The sequence below is a fragment of the Novosphingobium sp. BL-S-19 genome (genome assembly GCF_055521675.1).
The window spans coordinates 711,512-729,463 of the sequence record NZ_CM145498.1; the positions used below are offsets into that span (position 1 = coordinate 711,512).

Genomic DNA, 17,952 nt, shown 5'->3' on the forward strand with positions numbered 1-17,952 from the left:
CGGTCTAGGGCGGTAGACGAACCCAGGGTGCGCGCAAATGGAGACAACCATGGCCATTGAGCCTTTCGGTTTCGATCGGGTCTTCCGCTTTGCCTCGGCAGAGGCGGAGGAGAAGACCGGCGGCGATGCCGTACATGAACAGCTTGCCGCACTGGAGGCACGGATCGAGCGTCTGCGTGAGGAACACGCGGCCGAACTGGTCCGCGCCCGTGCAGACGGTTTCGACGCAGGACTGGAGCAGGCGCGGCACGAACGCGATGCCGCGCTGCTGGCCGCCACAGACGCCCTGCACGCCGGGCTTGACGATATTGCCCGCCGTTTCGAGGACATGGCCGATCTGGTCGCCTGCGAAGCCGGATCAGTGGCTCTGCTGGCGGCGGAAATGCTGGCCGGCCACGCCGTCGCGCTGGAGCCCGCGCGCGCCATCGAGGAGGCGCTGTCGCGTGCGCTGGATCAGGTTGCCCGCGGCACCCGCATCACCGTGCGCGTCCATCCGACCATGCGGGAGGCGCTGGAAGGCGTCGTTGCCGCGCGTCAGGCCAGCGAACGCCGGACGCTGTCGATCGTCGTCATGGACGATCCGGCCATGCCGCCCGCCGATGCCCGCATCGGCTGGGCCGAAGGCGGCCTGGGCGTGAGTGCAGAGGCGCGCCGTACCGCGGTGCTGGCGGAACTCGCAGGCCTGCTGGCCAGTCCGCAGGAGGCGGAAGCGCCCATGGCTTCTCCTGTATTGGAAGCCATTGATGTGGCACGCGATGGGGCTTCCGACGTCATCGAAGCACGTGCCGAGGATGCCGAAATGCGGCCGGAAACCGGGCTTACCGCCGCAGCGTAAACTTTTCCGGCGACCGGCAAGAGTTGCCTAGTCTCTTATCCTATAATGGACCCGAGCGAGACCAGGGGGGTCTCGTCCGGAATAAGAGGCGATCTTGAACGCGTTGCGCAACTTTATCGAGCAGATCGGCGCGCGCCGTGCCCTGCTGATGGGCGGTGTGGCCCTCGCCATGCTGGGAGCCCTCGCCTGGGTGGCGTTCCGCACACCTGCCAGCGAGATGGGCTACCTCTACTCCGATCTCGATCCTGCTGCCGCGCAGTCCATCACCGAGAAGCTGAAGGCGCAGAACGTGCCGTATCAGATCTCGCCGGACGGCACGGCGGTCATGGCCCCGGTCGACAAGCTGGCCGAACTGCGCATGTCGCTGGCCGGCGAGCAGCTGGGCGGCAAGATCGGCTACGAAGTGCTGGATGCGGAAGAGCCCTTCGGCGTGTCCTCCTCACGCGCGAAGCTGAACGAGACCCGCGCGATCGAAGGCGAACTCGCCCGCTCGATCGAGACGCTGGAAAAGGTCAGCAAGGCGCGCGTCCACATCGTCATGCCTGAGCGCGCGATGTTCGAAACCGAACCGCGCAAGGCCAGCGCCGCCGTCACCGTGAAGACGGCCGGCCGCCTGCCGAACGAGACGGTGCAGGCGATCCGCTACCTCGTATCCTCCTCGGTGCCCGATCTGGCGCCCGAAGCGGTTTCCATCGTCGATCAGACCGGCGCGCTGCTGGCGCGCGCGGGTGACGGCGGGGCCGGTGGTTCGGGCGATATCGAGGATCGCCAGTCGGCGATGGAAGCGCGCCTGCGCGACGAGATCGAGGCCATGATCGAACCGATCGTCGGCCAGGGCAAGGTCCGCGCCGAAGTGGCCGCCGTGCTGGAACGCGATCAGGTGCGCGAGGAATCGGAAGTCTACGATCCCGATACGCAAGTCGTCGCCCATCAGGTGACGGTGGAATCGAACGACCAGAACGATGAAAACGCCGCCGGTGCACGCGGCGCTTCGGTCGCCACGCAGCTTCCCGACAATCAGGGGAACGTCAACGGCACCGGTGGCGACAGCCGTCGCTCCGCCCGCAACGAAACCTCCGAAGACACCACCTACCAGAACAGCCGCACCAACAAGGTGGCGGTGCGCACGCCCGGCCAGGTCAAGCGCCTGACCGTGGCGGTGATGGTGGACGGCGGCCCGCAGGGCCTGCCTGCTCCGCAAGTGCAGCGCCTCCAGCGCCTGGTCGAAAACGCAGTGGGCTTCGATGCCGCCCGCGGTGACAGCGTCGTGGTCGAGAACATGACGTTCAGCGCCCCGGCGGATATCGACGGCGCCTCTGCCGGCCTGCCGTTCGGCCTGACCTGGGACCGTCTGTTCGACGTGCTGAAGATCGTGCTCGTCGGCGGTATCGCCCTGATCGGCCTGCGCATGTTGAAGCCCAAGCTGGCGCTGCCGGCCCCGGCGCCGCAGCTGCTGGAAGGCGTGGTGGAAAAGTCTGCGCTGGATAGCGAGATGCTGGCGCTGGGCGAGCGTGCCGCCGATGGCGACGAGGAAGCCATGCGCCGCCTCGAACAGCTGCGCGGCGAGAATGGCGAGCCGCTGCTCGACCAGGAAATCGCGCTGGCCCAGGTCGATGGCCGCATCAAACTCTCCGCCCTGCGGCGCATCGGTGATGCCATCTCCTCCAGTCCTGCCGAATCCGCATCGGTGATCCGTCAATGGATGAACTCTTGAAAGGCCCCCAGATGAGCGACGAACTCGAACCCCGCCAGCTTGCCCCGGCGTTCCTGAACGACGACGAGCCGCTGGACGATTCCGAAGCGCGCCCCTGGTCGCCGCGCCCGACCACGCCGCCCACGCCCGACGATCTTCAGGCCGTGTTCGACGTGCCGGTGAAGGTCCAGGCCGTGCTGGGCCGCTCGCGCATGGACATCGGCGACCTGCTGCGCCTGAAGCCGGGCATGGTGGTCGAACTGGATCGCCGCGTCGGCGAGCCGGTGGACATCTTCGTCAACAACCGTCTGATCGCGCGCGGCGAAGTGGTGCTGATCGACAGCACGCTGGGCGTGACCCTGACCGAAATCGTGAGGCAGGAGGGATGATCCCCGTCGGCAAACCCAAAGCCGGCCCGGAGCCGGGGCGAGAGGCAGGCATCGAACCGGGCATCGAGCCGAGGATCGAACCCGCAATTGGAAGGGGCATCGATGCACCGGTCGCGGCAGGGATGGGGATCGAGGACGGCACGCAGCCCGATGCCACACGGCTGATGCTGGTGGGCGAACTGGGCCCGGCGATGGGGCTGGCGGTGGAGATGGTGCGCGGTTCCGCCGCCAGCATCGCGGTCGGCACTGCCGGCGGCGCGATCCGCGAGACCTGGCGTTGCGGCGGCGAAGTCGCGGTGGTGGAAATCGCCGTAGACATGCCCGATGTGATCGCCCGCCTGCGCGGCGAGCGCAGCGGCAAGCTCACGTTCCGCCGCGCGGTCAGCGGGCTGGTCGGCCACAGTCTCGATCATGTCGAGCGTGAGCTGATCCTGCAGACGCTGGAGCGCTGTTCGGGCAACCGCACCAGCGCAGCGTCGATGCTGGGCATTTCCGTGCGGACCATGCGCAACAAGCTGCGCACTTTCCTGTCCGACGGGCAGGTACTGCCGCCGGGCCTTCTGCGCCACTGATGGTGCCGGGCTATCGGCCCGCCGAGGGGCGGATAGCCCGGGCCGATGCGCCGAATACGCCTTCGAACGCCGTAACAGATTTCGGATGACGCGATGAATGCTCCAACCTTTGCCGGGGCCGCTCCCAGGCTGAACCAGTTCCTGACCCGGCTTGGGCCCAGCCGCGACCTTGCGCTGGCACTGGGCGTCACCGCGATCATCGCCATGCTCATCCTGCCGATGCCCGGCTGGATGCTGGACATGGGCCTGGCGCTGTCGATCACCGCTTCGGTGCTGATCCTGATGACGGCGCTGTTCATCGAAAAGCCGCTGCAGCTGTCCAGCTTCCCAACGATCCTGCTGATCGTCACGATGCTGCGTCTGGGCCTGAACCTCGCCTCCACCCGCCTGATCCTCGGTCACGGGCATGAGGGGCATCACGCGGCAGGCGGCGTGATCGCGGCCTTCGGCGAGTTCCTGATGGGCGGTGAGACCGTCATCGGCCTTACCATCTTCGCAATCCTGATCGTCATCAACTTCGTCGTCATCACCAAGGGTGCCGGCCGTATCGCCGAAGTGGCGGCGCGCTTCAGCCTTGACGCCATGCCCGGCAAGCAGATGGCGATCGACGCTGACCTTAACGCCGGCACCATCACCGAAGCCGAGGCGCGCGAACGCCGTGCCGAGATCGAGGCCGAAAGCGGCTTCTACGGCGCCATGGACGGTGCCTCGAAGTTCGTGAAGGGCGATGCGGTCGCCGGCCTGCTGATCACCGGGATCAACGTGGTCGTCGGCCTGATCATCGGCGTCGCCATCCATGGCGTGCCGTTTGGCGAAGCGTTCAAGACCTACACGATCCTCACCGTGGGCGATGGTCTGGTCAGCCAGATTCCGGCGCTGATCGTCTCCACCGCGGCGGGCCTGCTGGTCTCCAAGGGCGGTATTTCCGGCAAGACCGGTGCGGCGCTGGGCGAGCAGCTGGGCCGTTACCCGAAGGCGTTCGGCATCGTCGCGGTGCTGATGGGCCTGCTCTCGCTGGTGCCCGGCCTGCCGTTCATCCCCTTTGCCTCGCTGGGCGGCCTTTGCGGCTGGGCGGCGTGGACGATGACCAAGAAGGCCGAGGCCGAAGTCATCCGCGAACGCACCGCGGCCGCGCAGGCCAAGCAGCGCGAGGCGGCGACGGCGGAAGAGCCGATCGCCCGCACGCTGGCCATCGACGCGCTGCGCATCGAACTGGGCTATGGCCTGCTGCCGCTGATCAACGATGCCACGGCCGAGCCGCGTCTGGACGATCAGGTCAAGGCGCTGCGCCGGCAGATGGCGATCGACTTCGGCTTCGTGCTGCCCGCCGTCCGCATCCTCGACAACATGGCGCTGCAGCCCAACGAGTACATCGTCTTCGTCAAGGAGACCGAGATCGCGCGCGGCGAACTGCGCATCGGCAAGCTGCTGCTGATCAATGCCGCCGGCGGCGAGACCGGTCTGCGCGGAGAGCCCACCAAGGAGCCGGTGTTCCAGCTGCCGGCGCTGTGGATCGACCGTGAAATGCGTGAGGAAGCGGGCTTCCGCGGGTTGACCGTGGTGGACTGCGGCACCGTCGTCACCACCCACCTGACCGAGATCGTCAAGGACAACATCGCCGATCTGCTCTCCTACACCGAGACGCAGAAGCTGCTGAGCGAAGTCCACAAGGACACCGAAAAGCTGATCGGCGACCTGATTCCGGCAAAGATCTCGATCTCCGGCGTGCAGCGCATCCTGCAGAACCTGCTGTCCGAAGGCGTTTCGATCCGCGACGTGCCGACGATCCTGGAGGGCATCGCCGAAGCCACCGCGATGACCAACAACCTGACGCTGGTGACCGAGCATGTGCGTGCGCGACTGGCCCGCCAGATTTCGGCGCAGCAGACTTTCGACGGCACGATTCCCATCGTCACGCTCAGCGGCGACTGGGACGAAGCCTTCAACGAGGCGATCGTCGGGCAGGGCGATGACCGCCATCTGGCGATGGCGCCGTCCAATCTGCAGCAGTTCATCGCCTCGGTGCGTGAGACGTATGACCGCTTTGCCGCGCAGGGTGAGATCCCGTGCCTGCTCACCAGCCCGCCGCTGCGGCCCTACGTGCGCTCCATCATCGAGCGCGTGCGCCCGGCGACGGTGGTGCTTTCGCAGAACGAGATCCACCCACGCGCACGGCTGCGCAGCCTTGGCGCGATCGGGTGAGGGCGCGGATGAGGTGAAGCGGGGCGAGACCGGGAAGGCGCAAATCGCTCTATGATAGGATGTGGCCGGGTAAACCCCGGAGAGGGTAGCGATACATGACAGTTTCCATCAATGCCGTGCTTCCGATGGCGGCGCCTGCCGCAAGTTCGCCGGCGGCGAGTGCATTTGGCAGTGATGACGGCGGGGCTTCGTCCTTCGGGTCGATGGTCGACGACGCAGCCGGCACGCGCGCGGAGAGGCCGCAGAGCCCGTCCGGCAGAGACCAGTCGGCCAAGAGCCCGTCGGGCAAGGCCAGCGATGGCACGGCTGATAGGACGGCCTCTCACAAGACTCAGGCCGACAAGACCGACAAGGCACCGACGGACAAGGGGCAGGCCAACACCGCCGAAGACGCGAGCGCGGCCGAAACGCCGGCCACCGATGCCGCCAACGGTCAGGGCGACGCCCAGGCGACGGCCGAGACTGCCGCCGAGACCGCCGTTGATTCTGCCACCGACGCGCTGGCGGATGCGCTTCCGCCCGTCGATGCCGATCCCGCATCGGTCACCGACGCCGCGCAGGCAGTGACGGCACCCGTGGCGGAAACGCTGCCTGTGCCGGTGCCCGCCAAGCCGATGAACCTTGCCTCGCACCTCGCCGCGAACAAGGCGGATGGCGCGGGCAAGACTGCATTGCCAGCTGCCGCCGCCGACACTGCGAAGGCGACGCCGGGCGACACCGCTGCGACGACCGAGGCCGACCCCGCCGCGACCGGCGAACCCGCCAAGGCAAGCGACCGGGAGCGTACCGCCGATGCGGACGATCAGGCCGTGCCGCTCCCGATCCAGCAGGCCGCTACGCCCGCTACGCCGGCGGCCACGCCCGCCGCGACGGCGCAAGTGGCCCTGGCTGGCGCGCAGGCCACCACCGAAGGCGCCACCGGCGAAAATGCCAAGGCGGATGCGGCGACCCGCGTCGACAGCAAGGGGCAGGCCGCAGCCAGCGGCACGGCAACCTTCGCCGCCGCCGCTTCGACGCGCGGCGGCGCCGGCAAGCACACCGCCTTCACCCCGGCCGCCGAAAGCACCGCATCGAGCGGTGGGGCCCACGCCGCAGGGGAGGGCTCAGCCACGCATGACGCTGCGCTGACCACTTCCGACCCGGCCTCGACGGGCGCGGATGACTCCACGCTGTCCAGCCCGGTGTTGACGCAGACTTTTGCCACCACGGCCATGCGGCCGGCGGCACTGCCTTACGCCACTGCCGCTGCCACCACGCCGACCGCCACGGTTTCGGTGCAGGAAGGCCAGTTCGGCAACGACATCGGCGTCCAGATCGCCCGCGCGCTCGACAAGGGTGCGGGCGACCTGCTCATCAAGCTCGATCCCCAGCACATGGGCCGCATCGACGTGCGCCTGTCGTTCGATCACGACGGCGTCCTGCGCGCGGTGATGTCGGCGGACAGCTCGACCGCGGCCGATCTGCTGCGCCGCGAAAGCACCGATCTCAATCGCGCGCTGGCCGATGCCGGCATCCGCGCGGATGGCCAGTCGCTGCGTTTCGATACGCGCGCCGGTGGTCAGGGAGCCGGGCAGGGCAATGGCGGCCAGGGCAGTCAGGGCGGGCAGCGCTGGCAGGGCCAGCAGGCCAGTACAGACGATTTCAGCGGGGGCGACGACCCGGTCTACCGGTCGCTTGGAAGCAGCGGCCACGTCGATCTCATGGCATAGGACACCAGCAGCACATGACTACAGTTTCCGGTACTTCGTCCTCGTCGTCCACGTCGAGTGACGGCACTTCGGCGGCCACCACCAGCCTGCTGTCGGACTACAACCTGTTCCTCAAGCTGCTGACCACGCAGATGACGAACCAGGATCCGCTCAACCCCACCGATACCTCGGAATACACCCAGCAGCTGGTGCAGTATTCGCAGGTGGAACAGCAGATCCAGCAGAACGGCACGCTCAGCGATATCCTGTCGCAGCTCACCTCCTCGCAGATGTCGCAGTATTCCAGCTTCATCGGCAAGGAAGCGCGCTTCGACTCCCCGGTGGCCGGCCTCGGCAGCGACCCGGCGCACTGGACCTACTACGTGGACGGCACGCCCGCGTCTGTCACCGCGACGATCACCGACGCCAATGGCAAGGTCGTGCAGACGGTGGAGCTCGATCCCACCTCGCAGGGCGAATACAAGTGGGACGGCACCCAGGCGGATGGCACCACGGCCGCCAGCGGCGCCTATACCATGGCGATCACGGCGACGGACGCGGCCGGCAACGAGTTGGACACCACGATCAATTCGGTAGCGAAGGTTTCGGACGTCGTCACCGACGGCTCGACGATCATGCTGGGTGTCAACGGCATCCGCATGTCGGTGGACGGGCTGGTCGCGCTGGCAGCCACCGACAGCGAAATCTGAACGCACTTCCTGTGAGAGCGGCAGCGGCGGCGGGGTTGGCGGGCCCCGCCGCCGCTTTTGTTTCGGGTGCCTGCGTTTTGGGACACTGCGGCGGCCTTGATGGCCCGATGCGCCTGCCCGAAACTGAATAGGGAAAAGCGGGCGCCGGCCGCTCGCAGGGCGGCAATGGGCGCGAAACCCGGCGCGCGATCGCGCCGGCGTGTTTCAGTTGCGGCTGGCGCTATGGCATCCGGCCAGGATCGCCGCGAGGTCCGCGGAATAGTCCGGCCCGTGGTTCCCCAATGACACATCCAGCCGCGTGCAGCCGGGCATGTGATCGGGCAGGGCCAGCACCATGAGGCAGTCGACGATCGAGGGATCGTCGAACGGGCCGATCATCTCGGCGACGTCATCCTCGCAAATCCCCGGTTGCGCCAGGCAGCGGAGAGCCGCCGCCTGCCAGAGCTTGCCAGGTGAATCCACCCTCAGTTTGAGAGAGAAGCTGTATTCAGTCTGCGACATTGCATGTCTGTCGATCTTTTCCGCGCGACCCAAAGGTAAATTTTCCGTCATCGAACTCTCAAGAATACTGCCCGCATTGCTTGATGTGTCCGCGCCCCAGGACGCGGGAAATGTTCACCTGACGACCAATGGCTTTCGTATACTAAGCTACCAACTAAGGGATTTCCCGTATGGGTTTTTCGCGGGAATGGGGGTTCGGAAAAAACCCCTGATTTCAGCTGATTACAAAGGCCGTATGGGGATTTTTCCTAGTCGCGAATCGGGGGCTGAAAACTGCTTTCGGCCATAGTCGCGCCGGTGCCCGGCCCGGCAGGGCCGCTTGCGGGGCGCCGGGGCAGTGAAACAGATGTATGATCGTAAAATGCGTGCCACATTGAAACGATATACCAATCGATCAAGTCTGGCGGGAGCAATCGCAGCCAATCGCAGTGATCGTCAAAGGTAGCGCCGGAATAGCGCAGGCGGCAGCGTCTTGCCCATTGCTGTACGATGTCCGTCTATTGCTGGAACACCTCACCCGCGCGCAGCGGGGCAGGGCCGGGAAGCGTCCTTCGGGAACGCGCCCCGGCCTGGTGGTCGCTCTTCGTGCAGCGGGGGGCGGGTCAGGCCGCCGCGCGGTTCGCCTCTGCCACGGTCTGGTTGCGGGCCACGATGGGGCGCAGGACGATGCTGAGCAGCATCTGCTCGTCGCTCGGCACGGCGGGAACGACCATGAAGCCCTGCGGGCCGTCGATCCGGTACAGGCCGGGCGCCACTTCCTCCATACCGTCGGTCACCACTTGCGCGGGGGTGGCATCCTCACCGGTCACGGTGGTGAGGGGCTGCACGCTGATTTCCTCGACCTGCACATATTCGAACAGGCGGCCGAGGAACAGGCCGATCGAAAACTGGCCGGTGCCGACCGGCACGATCGCGCGGTAATAGCCATCCGCGGTGCGATGCGCGCCCACCGTTCGGGCCGTGGATTGGCCGTCGCCATAGACCTGGATCGGCAACTGCAGCGTCTCGATATCGACGTCACCCTTCGCGAAATCCAGATTGAAGCGGCGCATGCTGAAGACCGACAGGTTCAGCGGCAGGCCGAACTGCTGAAGTTCGCCCGGCAGGTACATGCGTTCGGCATTGCGGACGTAGAAGAAGCCGCGCCGCTTGATGCTGTGCTGGGCGGATTCCAGATCGGACATCTGGATCATGTCCTTCACGCCGAAGTTCGCATCGTGGTTGAAGTGCTGCAGCATCTGCACTTCCTGGTCGATCGGCATCATCAGCAGGCGGGCGAGCACGCCCATCGCCGCGCGGCGACGGGTTTCGACATCGTCCGAACGGGGCGTGCGCACGAAGGCGCTGCCGACGGCGCTCAGGAATTCCAGGCAGGCGGCCTGCGCCGCTTCGCGAACGTCGCTCTGGGCGTTTTCGACGCCGACGGCCTCGCGGATCGGCGTTCCGTCCTCGGCAATGTCGACTGCGGAGCCGATCGCCATCGTGCAGAACTGTTCCACCACCGCGATCGAGCTGAAAATGGTCGACAACACGTTGTAGTCGTAATTGCGGGTATCGAAATAGCCGCGCTTGTCGAGGCCGGAGGGCAGCACTTCGCGCAGCAGCAGATAGCGGCCGGCCACATCCAGATCCATGCCCGCGCGCAGGCGTGCTTCCACCGCGTTCTGCACCGATCCGTTGTAGCCAAGATCGATCAGCATGACCGCGTCGCCCTGTTCGACGCCGAGATTGCGCAGCTGGCGGAACAGACGCTCACCCATCCTGGCCGAACGGCGCAGGATTTTTTCGACATTGCCGGGCTTCATCACCCGCGCACCGAAGCCTTCCAGGTCGCCGCCTTCCAGCAGCTTTGCCGTCTCGCGCTCGTCGAACAGCAACTGGCGGGCGCAGATGCGGGCCTTGGTCAGCGTCTTCTCGATGTTCGGCGACAGCCAGGGCGCCATGTGCTTGCGGATGGCTTCCTTGTCGACGAAGCTGGCGGCGACGGCGATGACGCGGCTGATTGCCGGTTCGGTGACGCGATCCGCCCATTCGGGATAGAGCGCGGCGAAGGCGCGGGCGGGCAGATGCCCGTCGCGCTGCAGGAACAGCAGCTTCGCGCGGCGGCCGGTGGCCCGTTCAAGCGCTTCGGCCTCCTCGCGGATCCATGTGGCGAAGCCGTGCATCAGCGGGCCAAGTACGTCGTGGCCGAAAGCGAATGTCGGATCGTCGTTGGTGCGCAGCGAAATCTGTGCGCGGTGCGGCTGATAGACCGGCACGGAAATGCGCGTGGCCGGATCGATCATGCTGGCCGCGGCAGCCTCCATGCGCAGGCGCTGCGTGGCCGCGGTGTCGAACTGCGTGATGTGCATGCTGGGAATGCCCAGCATGCGCGGGGCCTGCATGTCGGCGACGATATTGTCGCCCAGATGCACCATCTGCTGCGGCTTGATGCCCAGTTCCTTCAGCACCAGCTTGAACAGGCCGCCCGCCTTGCCGATGCCGTATTCGCACGAGCAGAAGATGCGATCGATCATGCCGGCCAGCTCTTCCCCGGCGACATCCGCGATCAGATTACGTAGGCGCGGTTCGGACAGGTAGGTGTCGGAAACGATGACGACCTTCATGCCGCGACGCTTGGCATCCAGGATCAGGTCGCGGGTGGGCGCAAAGGCGAAGCAGTGGCGTGCTTCCGCATCCAGTTCGGCTTGAACCATGGCCGCCCGTTCGGCGTCGCCCTGGTGGGGCAGCAGTTCGGCGTGGATTTCGTCCAGCGTCACTTCGAAACGGCGCTGACGGTGCGGGGCGTTGAGCCGCGCGTTGCTTTCGGCGTGGCGGCGCGGGTACAGGGCTCCGCCGGTTACCGGCAGATCGGCGAACAGGTCATAGGGGGCCTGCGTGTTGCGCCAGATCAGCGTATCGAAACAGTCCAGCGAGAGAGTGTCGATCTTCAACTCCGCAGGCAGCGCGCCCAGGAAATCGGGAAGGGCTGCGGTACGGATGGAGGTCTTGGACATGGCATCCCTCGGGAAATGGCGAAACGCAGGTTTTCAGGCAGCCGGGCTACGGCCATGTGCCCAATATAGAGGGGAAGCGAAGCCATCCGGCGGCGGTACCCACCCCCGGCAAAATTTTCCCCGTCGGCCGTTCGGATGGGGTGCCGTTATCCTATAATTGTACGGCACGGCGGGCGTAGCCTGCATCAAACTACAAGCGGGAAATCAGCCTTCCATGAGCATTCATGACGCCGCCGCCATCGTCAGGCGGCTGGGCCCCTGCCGGATCGCGATGGATCTCGCTGCCCATGGCCGACTGGCGCAGGAACTGGCGCTGCTGGGCTGCCGGCCGCACGATGGACCGGGCAAGGGCGGCGCCGCCGCTTACCTCCAATGGCCCCGCGTCGGCGGGGCCGAAACGCTGGCGGAGGCGATCCGGCCTTATGCCGGCGCCGGCGTGCTGGCGCTGCAATCCCTTGGCAGACCGCGCGAGACGATCGAAGCCGATCTGTTTGCTGCAGGCTGGATCCGCCATCCCGGCGGCATGACGCATTACGACTATCCGCAGTGGAATGGCCGGGCGATGCCGCCGCTCAGCTTCTATCGCCGTGCCCCAGCCGGATCGCAGGCCGAACTGCATGAGGGGCTTCTTGCAAGCGGCGGGGTGGACGCCGATGCCGCGATCGCGCGCTATGCGCTGGCGGCCAGCCATGTGCGCCCGGGTGATGCCGTACTGATAGAGGGTGCCTTTGCCGCCGACGGGGCCAGCATCGTTGGGGCACTGTCGCAGGCTGCCTCGGTCCGCGCCAACCTGCCGTTGGCTGAGATCGCGGACCGTTCGCTCGATACGCTCGTGGCGTTCCAGCCGGCGATGCCGGGCGGCTGGCAGGCGCGGCTGGACGATTACGTGCGGGTGCTGAAGTGCGACGGCCGCCTGATCCTTGCCCTCCGCCAAGCGGAGCCAGGGGATGCTTCGTTGCCGGCCAGTTGGGCGGCGCTGAACGAAGCGCTTTCCAGCCGCTTTCTGGTGGAATGCCGTTACGAGCAACTTCCTCTCACGCGGGATCCGATGGGCGCGCGCCATATCATTCCCGCCGTGCTGGACGGGGAAGCGGAAGGGCCGTGGCTGCTGGCGGTGGTTTCCGCCAATCCGCTGGCAGGGGCATCGGACACCGCAGCCTATGCTCATCCCGCCTTCGCGGGGGCAGCGGAAAGCCTTCCCGCGCTCGCCGATTTCGGGGCCTATGACAATCCCTGGCTCTATCGCACGATGGTCCAGATGGGGGAACGGCTGGGCAACGAGGATACGCTGTGCCGCCTTGCCGAATATGTGATCGGCAATGCGCGACTGGGATCGGCCGATCAGGGCGCGGCGCTTACCGTCTATGGCTACCGCGCGCTGGAGGCGCGGGAGCGCGCGGCAGTGCCGGGCTTGCTGGACGCGATCCAGGGCTATGCCATCGCGGCGGGCGACAATCCGCCCGCGCATGTGGCGCGGTGGAAGATCTCGCACGCGTTCCTGGCGGGGCGGCTGTGTGAGATGGCTGGCGATCACGCCGGCGCGCTGCGCTGGTACAGCGCCACGGCAGCGGCGGACTGGCAGGCTTTCGCGCCGATCCTGGCCACCAAATCGGTCGCGGCGGCATTCTACGCGGCGCGACTGCATATCGCGGGCGGCAATCACGCGGCGGCGCGGGGGGCGTTCCAGCAAGGGGTCGACATCGCCTTGCGTGCGGCGGCCTGCGCCCATCGCGATCATATGGGCGATCCCGAACGGCCGGTCCCCTTCTATCTTACCGAACTGGCCGAAGTGATCGACATGGGATCGCAGTGCGCGAGCGCGCTGGCCAAGTTCCACCTGCTCGAACGCGATCCCGGACTGTTCTGGCAGCAGGTGGATGTGCGCCGGTTCGGCCTGGCGACATGGAACCTCGATCTGGAGCGGGAAAACCGCGAGTTGCGGGCAGCGCAGGCCTGACATCCCGCATGAATGGAATAGCCGGAGTCATCGAATGCTGAATTACAAGGTCGCGCGGTTTCAGGAGCAGGACGAGCGGGAAACCCGCTGGTTTCGCGATGTTCTGGCGGCCGAGCGCGACGCGTTGGACGGATTCCTGCAGGGCGCCCACAGCGCGATCCCTGCCGCCGTATCGCTGATCGCGGCGCAGGAACGGCCGATCGTGTGTCTGGGCATCGGCAAGTCCGGGCTGGTCGCGGCGAAAGTGGCGGCGACCTTTTCCAGCCTGGGCACCTCGGCCTTCTTCCTCAACGCGGCGGAGGCCGCGCATGGCGACCTTGGCGCGGTGCAGACCGAGAACGTGGTGCTGCTGTTCTCGAACAGCGGATCGACCGAGGAGATCATGCGCATCCTGCCGATCCTGAAGGCGCGCAAGTGCCGCCTGATCGGGGTGATCGGCCGAGCGGAATCGCCGCTGGCGCATGTGGTCGAACATTGCATCCTGATGGATATCGCCAGGGAGGCCGATCATATCGGCATGGCGCCGACCTCCAGCACGACCTTGCAGATGGCGATCGGCGATGCCCTTGCGGTCGCCGTCAGCCGCGCACGCGGTTTCACGCGGGAGGATTTCCTGCGGCATCACCCGGCGGGCCTGCTGGGCCGGCACATGATTCCGATCCGCCACCTGATGCGCAAGGGCGCCGACCTTCCCACGGTGGGGGCCGATGCCAGCGTGGCGGAGATGATCGCGGTGATCTCTGCCGGGCGCATGGGCGCAGCTTGCGTGACCGATGCGGCGGGGCGTCTGCAGGGACTGGTGGTGGACGGCGACGTGCGCCGGCTGATCGAATCCCGGCACGACATTTACGCGATCCGCACGGCCGATGTGATGAAGACGGGGCCGATCGTCGCGCCGGACAGCGCGGTGGTCGCCGATGTGCTGCTGCTGATGCAGGACGCGGGACGCCCGCTTTCGGTGGTTCCGGTGGTGGACCGGGAAGGGCGGCTGGTCGGGATGATCCAGAGCTACGACCTGTTGCGCCCCTAAGTGGGCAATTGCGCCGCTGCCACGCCGGCCGGTCCGGCCATTCTATAATGCCATAACCGCCGGGCGCGCCGACGCTCTGCTCCTGTTCGCCTCGTCCGCGCGTCGGTTTCGGTCCGGCGGCGGCCTCTTCGATGGATCGCCTGCGATGAATCTCCAGACCGCCGTACCGCGTGCCGCCAGCACCGCCGACTTTGCCGTGAAGAGCTTCATCGGCCGCGACCTCGACCGAGGCATGGAGCCGCGCGGCACGGCCGACGTTCTTGCGCCCGGCGCGCATCCGTTCCGCGTGGTGTCGTTCTTCACCGCCGACAACGAATATGCCGATCACGCCGCCCGTCTGCGCGCGACGCTGGATGGGTTCGGGATCGATCATGTGCTGCAGCCGATCGACAGCGTCGGCGGCTGGGAGATGAACTGCGCCTACAAGGCGCAATTCATCTACGAACAATGGCTGATTTCCGATCGGCCCATCGTCTGGCTCGATGCCGATGCCACGGTGGAGGCCACGCCGGATCTGTTTTCGGCACTGGACGCGGATGTGGCCCTGCACAAGTGGACCTGGAACCATGCCGAGCAGGATCGCGGCTGGGAGTTCTGCTCCGGCACGCTCTATTTCGGCAAGACCGAGCTGGCCGGCGAACTGCTGCGCCAATGGGTGCTGCGCTGCCAGGCGGATCCGCTGACCTGGGATCAGGTCCATCTCTCCTCTGCATGGTGTGATATCGCCAGCATCCGGCCGCTCAAGACGACGTGGCTGCCGCGCGATTATCTGCATATCGATGGCGCGCCCGGTGCGGAAACCGCGGTGATCCGCCACTGGCAGGCATCGCGTCAGGCCAAGGCGGACGGACGCAAGATCATTGCGGAACCGCAGCAGGTGACCGAGGACGGTGTGCGTGATCGGGCGGAAAATCGCCTCTGGAGGACGCCTGAAGAGGCCTTCTGGATCAAGGAAGGCGTCGACCACATCATCCCCAGCAACGGCTATCAGTTCCCCGAAGGCTTCGACGTTGGCGCCGCCCTCGGCAAGGCGCTGGGCACGCGCTTTCCGGTTCTGGAGATCGGCTGCGGTGTCGGCCGTATCGCCTCGCTGTTCACGCCGGAGGGCTATATCGGCGTCGACGTGAACCCGAACTCGCTGCGGCAGGCCCGCGCGGCGCTGCCCGATCACAACTTTCGCATCCACGACCACGGCTACACCTACCCGGCCGCGCCGACGGTGCTGATCTACACGGTGCTGCTGCACGTGGCAGACAATGCGCTGGTGCCGATGATGGTGGAGGCGACGAAGGGCCGCGAACGGGTGGTCATCGCCGAACTCATGGACCAGCGGTGGCGCCGCGAGGGCAATCCGCCGGTCTTCAATCGCGATCCCGAAATCTACATCCACCTGATGCAGCAGCTGGGCTTCAACCTCGTCGATTACGCCAAGCACGAGTACGAGCACTACAATTGCGCCCCCTGGAACACGGGTCGCGACAGCCGCCTGACCTTCCTTGCATTCGAGAAACGATAGGCGCCGCTCACGACGGAAAGGTCGGCATGAAGCACAGCAGGGTCACGTGAATCCGCGAGGAAGACAGTTCATCGGCCGCTTCCGCGAGGCGGCCGGGGCCCCGTTCGATATCGACGACCTGAATACGGCCCCGCGTTTTCCCGAAAGGAAGGCACGGCGGCGCTGACGCGGGCAAATCTGCCGCCCGGAAGGGCGATTGCAGCGCTTTGCGATGTAGGAAGGTGGAGGCCCGAGCCGGAATCGAACCGGCGTAAACGGATTTGCAGTCCGGTGCGTAACCACTCCGCCATCGGGCCATCCGGTGTGGTGGAGTGGGCCACTATCAACGGATTCGCTCGGGCGCAACCGGGATTCACGTTTCCGGTGAATTTCATCGACAGCTTCGTGCGCGCGGGACCGGGGCGGGAACCGGGTTCAGGGCGGATCCGTTTGTATCCGCGCCGGAGTGCGGTAGCATTACCGGTACGATCCCACTCCCCTGCGATGGAGCCTGGCCATGATTCTCGGAGCGGTTCTAGCAGGCGGGCGGTCTAGCCGGTTCGGCAGCGACAAGGCATTGGCGGAGCTTGGCGGTCATACCCTGCTGTCGCTGGCCGTGGATGCGCTGTCGGGCTGGTGCGAGCAGGTCGTGGTCACCGGGCGGGAAACCGCGCCGGCCTCTACCCTGCCGGATTGGCCGCATGCCGACATGGGGCCGCTGGGTGGGCTGGCTGCCGCGATGCGGCTGGCGCAGGATGAGGGCTACACCCAGGTCCTGTCCTGCGGCGTCGATGGCGGGCTGCTGCCCGACGATCTGCTAGAACGGTTGGGCGATGCGCCGGCCTGCGTGGCGGTGCAGCCGATCATCGGCATCTGGCCCGTATCCGCGACCGCCACGTTGGAAACCCTGCTCCACAGCGAAGAAAGCCATTCGATGCGGCGTTTTGCGGAATTGGTGGGCGCGCGGGCGATCGAACTGCTGGCGCCGATCGCCAATATCAACACCCCCGCCGATCTCGCCGCCCTTGTGGAACGACGATAGCCGCGGGGGCGTGGTTCAGTGTGACAGCGTTTCGGCTTTGGCGCGGACGGACCGCTCAACCGGTGGAACTTCGGCGGGCATGATCAGCCGGTAGCCGCCGTTCGACGAAGTCTCGATCACGCCGGCAAGGCCCACGAAGGCCAGCTTGCGGCGGAGGCGCGACATGTGGACGGCAACGCTGTTGGTTTCGGGCACGAAGCCCATCCGCCACACGTCGTAGATCAGCGTTTCCTTGCTCACCGTGGTGTTAACCGAATCGGCCAAGCGCCAGATCAGCGCGAATTCGCGGGGGTTGAGATTGAGCGGTTCGCCATCGCCGAACGCCTCCCGCGCCAGAAGGTCCAGCGTCAGGCGGCCCAGGCGGCGGCGACGCGGCAGGCACTGCGCCAGTTGCGACAGGCGGCTGGCGCGGGCGTCCAGTTCTTCCAGCTCGATGGCGTCGGTGACGACATCGCCAAAACCGACATGGAGCAGTGAAGCGCGCTCGCACGCGGTACTGACACCCGTGACCAGCACGGTGCGGCGCTGGTCCTGCGGCAGTGTTTCCAGCAGCGCCAGCCATTGCCCGGCATCCAGGCCGAGCGCGTCGATCATCCCGACGCAGTCGATCGAGGCCTCATGCTCGGGTTCGAGTATCCAGCCGCAGCGGCGCAGGTCCAGCTGCGAGGGTATTGTATGTTGCGTTAGCCAGCGAAAACGTGGTGCGTGACATTCGCTCTTGCCCAGATAGGTCATTCCCCCCCCTATTCTGCAAGATTGATGGTGGTCCGGTAACCGGTATCCTTGGGCGGATGTCGGCCGCGGAACAATACGTATATTTTTACAGTACGAGGTAATGCCAG

Annotated in this window: 14 protein-coding genes and 1 tRNA gene; 11 read left to right on the top strand and 4 right to left on the bottom strand. The window is 66.3% G+C overall.

Going from position 1 to position 17,952, the window contains the following annotated elements; genetic code table 11:
• The first annotated feature begins 49 nt into the window (after positions 1 to 49).
• The 7 genes from ACZ1JV_RS11780 (at position 50) to ACZ1JV_RS11810 (ending at position 8,089) form a co-directional block, all read left to right on the top strand.
• Positions 50 to 835 carry a FliH/SctL family protein gene (locus ACZ1JV_RS11780; protein ID WP_465151694.1) on the top strand — a complete coding sequence of 262 codons (786 nt, stop codon included), beginning with the start codon at positions 50 to 52 and terminating at the stop codon, positions 833 to 835.
• Between the two features lie 94 nt (positions 836 to 929).
• A complete protein-coding gene (gene fliF, locus ACZ1JV_RS11785; RefSeq protein ID WP_465136193.1) occupies positions 930 to 2,549 on the top strand; it encodes a flagellar basal-body MS-ring/collar protein FliF in 1,620 nt (539 codons plus the stop codon).
• 11 nt (positions 2,550 to 2,560) lie between these two features.
• Positions 2,561 to 2,917 carry a flagellar motor switch protein FliN gene (fliN, locus tag ACZ1JV_RS11790; RefSeq protein ID WP_465136192.1) on the top strand — a complete coding sequence of 119 codons (357 nt, stop codon included), beginning with the start codon at positions 2,561 to 2,563 and terminating at the stop codon, positions 2,915 to 2,917.
• A complete protein-coding gene (locus ACZ1JV_RS11795; protein ID WP_465151695.1) occupies positions 2,914 to 3,489 on the top strand; it encodes a helix-turn-helix domain-containing protein in 576 nt (191 codons plus the stop codon). The genes fliN and ACZ1JV_RS11795 overlap by 4 nt, the downstream gene beginning before the upstream one ends.
• Before the next feature lie 93 nt (positions 3,490 to 3,582).
• Entirely contained in the window at positions 3,583 to 5,691 is a 2,109-nt protein-coding gene (gene flhA, locus ACZ1JV_RS11800) for a flagellar biosynthesis protein FlhA (protein ID WP_465136190.1), read from the top strand.
• A 95-nt stretch (positions 5,692 to 5,786) separates the two neighbouring features.
• The gene (locus ACZ1JV_RS11805) at positions 5,787 to 7,400 is read left to right on the top strand and encodes a flagellar hook-length control protein FliK (protein ID WP_465151696.1); all 1,614 of its coding nucleotides are present in this window, start codon (positions 5,787 to 5,789) and stop codon (positions 7,398 to 7,400) included.
• A 14-nt stretch (positions 7,401 to 7,414) separates the two neighbouring features.
• On the top strand, positions 7,415 to 8,089 hold the full coding sequence (locus tag ACZ1JV_RS11810) for a flagellar hook assembly protein FlgD (protein ID WP_465151697.1): 675 nt from the start codon (positions 7,415 to 7,417) through the stop codon (positions 8,087 to 8,089).
• Positions 8,090 to 8,293: 204 nt separating this feature from the next.
• Here the strand turns inward: ACZ1JV_RS11810 and ACZ1JV_RS11815 are convergent, their stop codons facing one another.
• Both ACZ1JV_RS11815 and ACZ1JV_RS11820 read right to left on the bottom strand, forming a co-directional pair.
• Positions 8,294 to 8,590 carry a hypothetical protein gene (locus ACZ1JV_RS11815; protein WP_465136187.1) on the bottom strand — a complete coding sequence of 99 codons (297 nt, stop codon included), beginning with the start codon at positions 8,588 to 8,590 and terminating at the stop codon, positions 8,294 to 8,296.
• A gap of 602 nt (positions 8,591 to 9,192) precedes the next feature.
• On the bottom strand, positions 9,193 to 11,586 hold the full coding sequence (locus ACZ1JV_RS11820; protein ID WP_465151698.1) for an HAD family hydrolase: 2,394 nt from the start codon (positions 11,584 to 11,586) through the stop codon (positions 9,193 to 9,195).
• Positions 11,587 to 11,800: 214 nt separating this feature from the next.
• Here ACZ1JV_RS11820 and ACZ1JV_RS11825 point away from each other — a divergent pair, with 214 nt between their 5' ends.
• The 3 genes from ACZ1JV_RS11825 to ACZ1JV_RS11835 all read left to right on the top strand — a co-directional run bounded on the left by ACZ1JV_RS11825 (position 11,801) and on the right by ACZ1JV_RS11835 (position 16,089).
• Positions 11,801 to 13,543, top strand: a complete 1,743-nt coding sequence (locus tag ACZ1JV_RS11825) for a hypothetical protein (protein WP_465151699.1) — start codon at positions 11,801 to 11,803, stop codon at positions 13,541 to 13,543.
• A gap of 34 nt (positions 13,544 to 13,577) precedes the next feature.
• Positions 13,578 to 14,573, top strand: coding sequence for a KpsF/GutQ family sugar-phosphate isomerase (locus tag ACZ1JV_RS11830; RefSeq protein WP_465151700.1), 996 nt, complete (start codon positions 13,578 to 13,580; stop codon positions 14,571 to 14,573).
• Positions 14,574 to 14,718: 145 nt separating this feature from the next.
• Positions 14,719 to 16,089 carry a class I SAM-dependent methyltransferase gene (locus ACZ1JV_RS11835; RefSeq protein ID WP_465151701.1) on the top strand — a complete coding sequence of 457 codons (1,371 nt, stop codon included), beginning with the start codon at positions 14,719 to 14,721 and terminating at the stop codon, positions 16,087 to 16,089.
• Between the two features lie 222 nt (positions 16,090 to 16,311).
• On the opposite strand, the gene ACZ1JV_RS11840 is transcribed toward ACZ1JV_RS11835, so the two are convergent.
• Positions 16,312 to 16,385 (bottom strand) — tRNA-Cys (locus ACZ1JV_RS11840).
• Between the two features lie 200 nt (positions 16,386 to 16,585).
• On the opposite strand from ACZ1JV_RS11840, the gene ACZ1JV_RS11845 reads away from it, so the two are divergent.
• Positions 16,586 to 17,110: a molybdenum cofactor guanylyltransferase gene (locus ACZ1JV_RS11845; protein WP_465151702.1), complete on the top strand. Its 525-nt coding sequence runs from the start codon at positions 16,586 to 16,588 to the stop codon at positions 17,108 to 17,110.
• Positions 17,111 to 17,125: 15 nt separating this feature from the next.
• Here the strand turns inward: ACZ1JV_RS11845 and ACZ1JV_RS11850 are convergent, their stop codons facing one another.
• Positions 17,126 to 17,845 carry a winged helix-turn-helix domain-containing protein gene (locus ACZ1JV_RS11850; RefSeq protein WP_465136181.1) on the bottom strand — a complete coding sequence of 240 codons (720 nt, stop codon included), beginning with the start codon at positions 17,843 to 17,845 and terminating at the stop codon, positions 17,126 to 17,128.
• Between the last annotated feature and the right edge of the window lie 107 nt (positions 17,846 to 17,952).

Bases quoted from the DNA above. Each gene is read 5' to 3' on its own strand.
- ACZ1JV_RS11780 (WP_465151694.1), top strand. From the start codon at position 50: ATGGCCATTGAGCCTTTCGGTTTCGATCGGGTCTTCCGCTTTGCCTCG.
- fliN (WP_465136192.1), top strand. From the start codon at position 2,561: ATGAGCGACGAACTCGAACCCCGCCAGCTTGCCCCGGCGTTCCTGAAC.
- ACZ1JV_RS11795 (WP_465151695.1), top strand. From the start codon at position 2,914: ATGATCCCCGTCGGCAAACCCAAAGCCGGCCCGGAGCCGGGGCGAGAG.
- flhA (WP_465136190.1), top strand. From the start codon at position 3,583: ATGAATGCTCCAACCTTTGCCGGGGCCGCTCCCAGGCTGAACCAGTTC.
- ACZ1JV_RS11805 (WP_465151696.1), top strand. From the start codon at position 5,787: ATGACAGTTTCCATCAATGCCGTGCTTCCGATGGCGGCGCCTGCCGCA.
- ACZ1JV_RS11810 (WP_465151697.1), top strand. From the start codon at position 7,415: ATGACTACAGTTTCCGGTACTTCGTCCTCGTCGTCCACGTCGAGTGAC.
- ACZ1JV_RS11815 (WP_465136187.1), bottom strand. From the start codon at position 8,590: ATGTCGCAGACTGAATACAGCTTCTCTCTCAAACTGAGGGTGGATTCA.
- ACZ1JV_RS11820 (WP_465151698.1), bottom strand. From the start codon at position 11,586: ATGTCCAAGACCTCCATCCGTACCGCAGCCCTTCCCGATTTCCTGGGC.
- ACZ1JV_RS11825 (WP_465151699.1), top strand. From the start codon at position 11,801: ATGAGCATTCATGACGCCGCCGCCATCGTCAGGCGGCTGGGCCCCTGC.
- ACZ1JV_RS11830 (WP_465151700.1), top strand. From the start codon at position 13,578: ATGCTGAATTACAAGGTCGCGCGGTTTCAGGAGCAGGACGAGCGGGAA.
- ACZ1JV_RS11835 (WP_465151701.1), top strand. From the start codon at position 14,719: ATGAATCTCCAGACCGCCGTACCGCGTGCCGCCAGCACCGCCGACTTT.
- ACZ1JV_RS11845 (WP_465151702.1), top strand. From the start codon at position 16,586: ATGATTCTCGGAGCGGTTCTAGCAGGCGGGCGGTCTAGCCGGTTCGGC.
- ACZ1JV_RS11850 (WP_465136181.1), bottom strand. From the start codon at position 17,845: ATGACCTATCTGGGCAAGAGCGAATGTCACGCACCACGTTTTCGCTGG.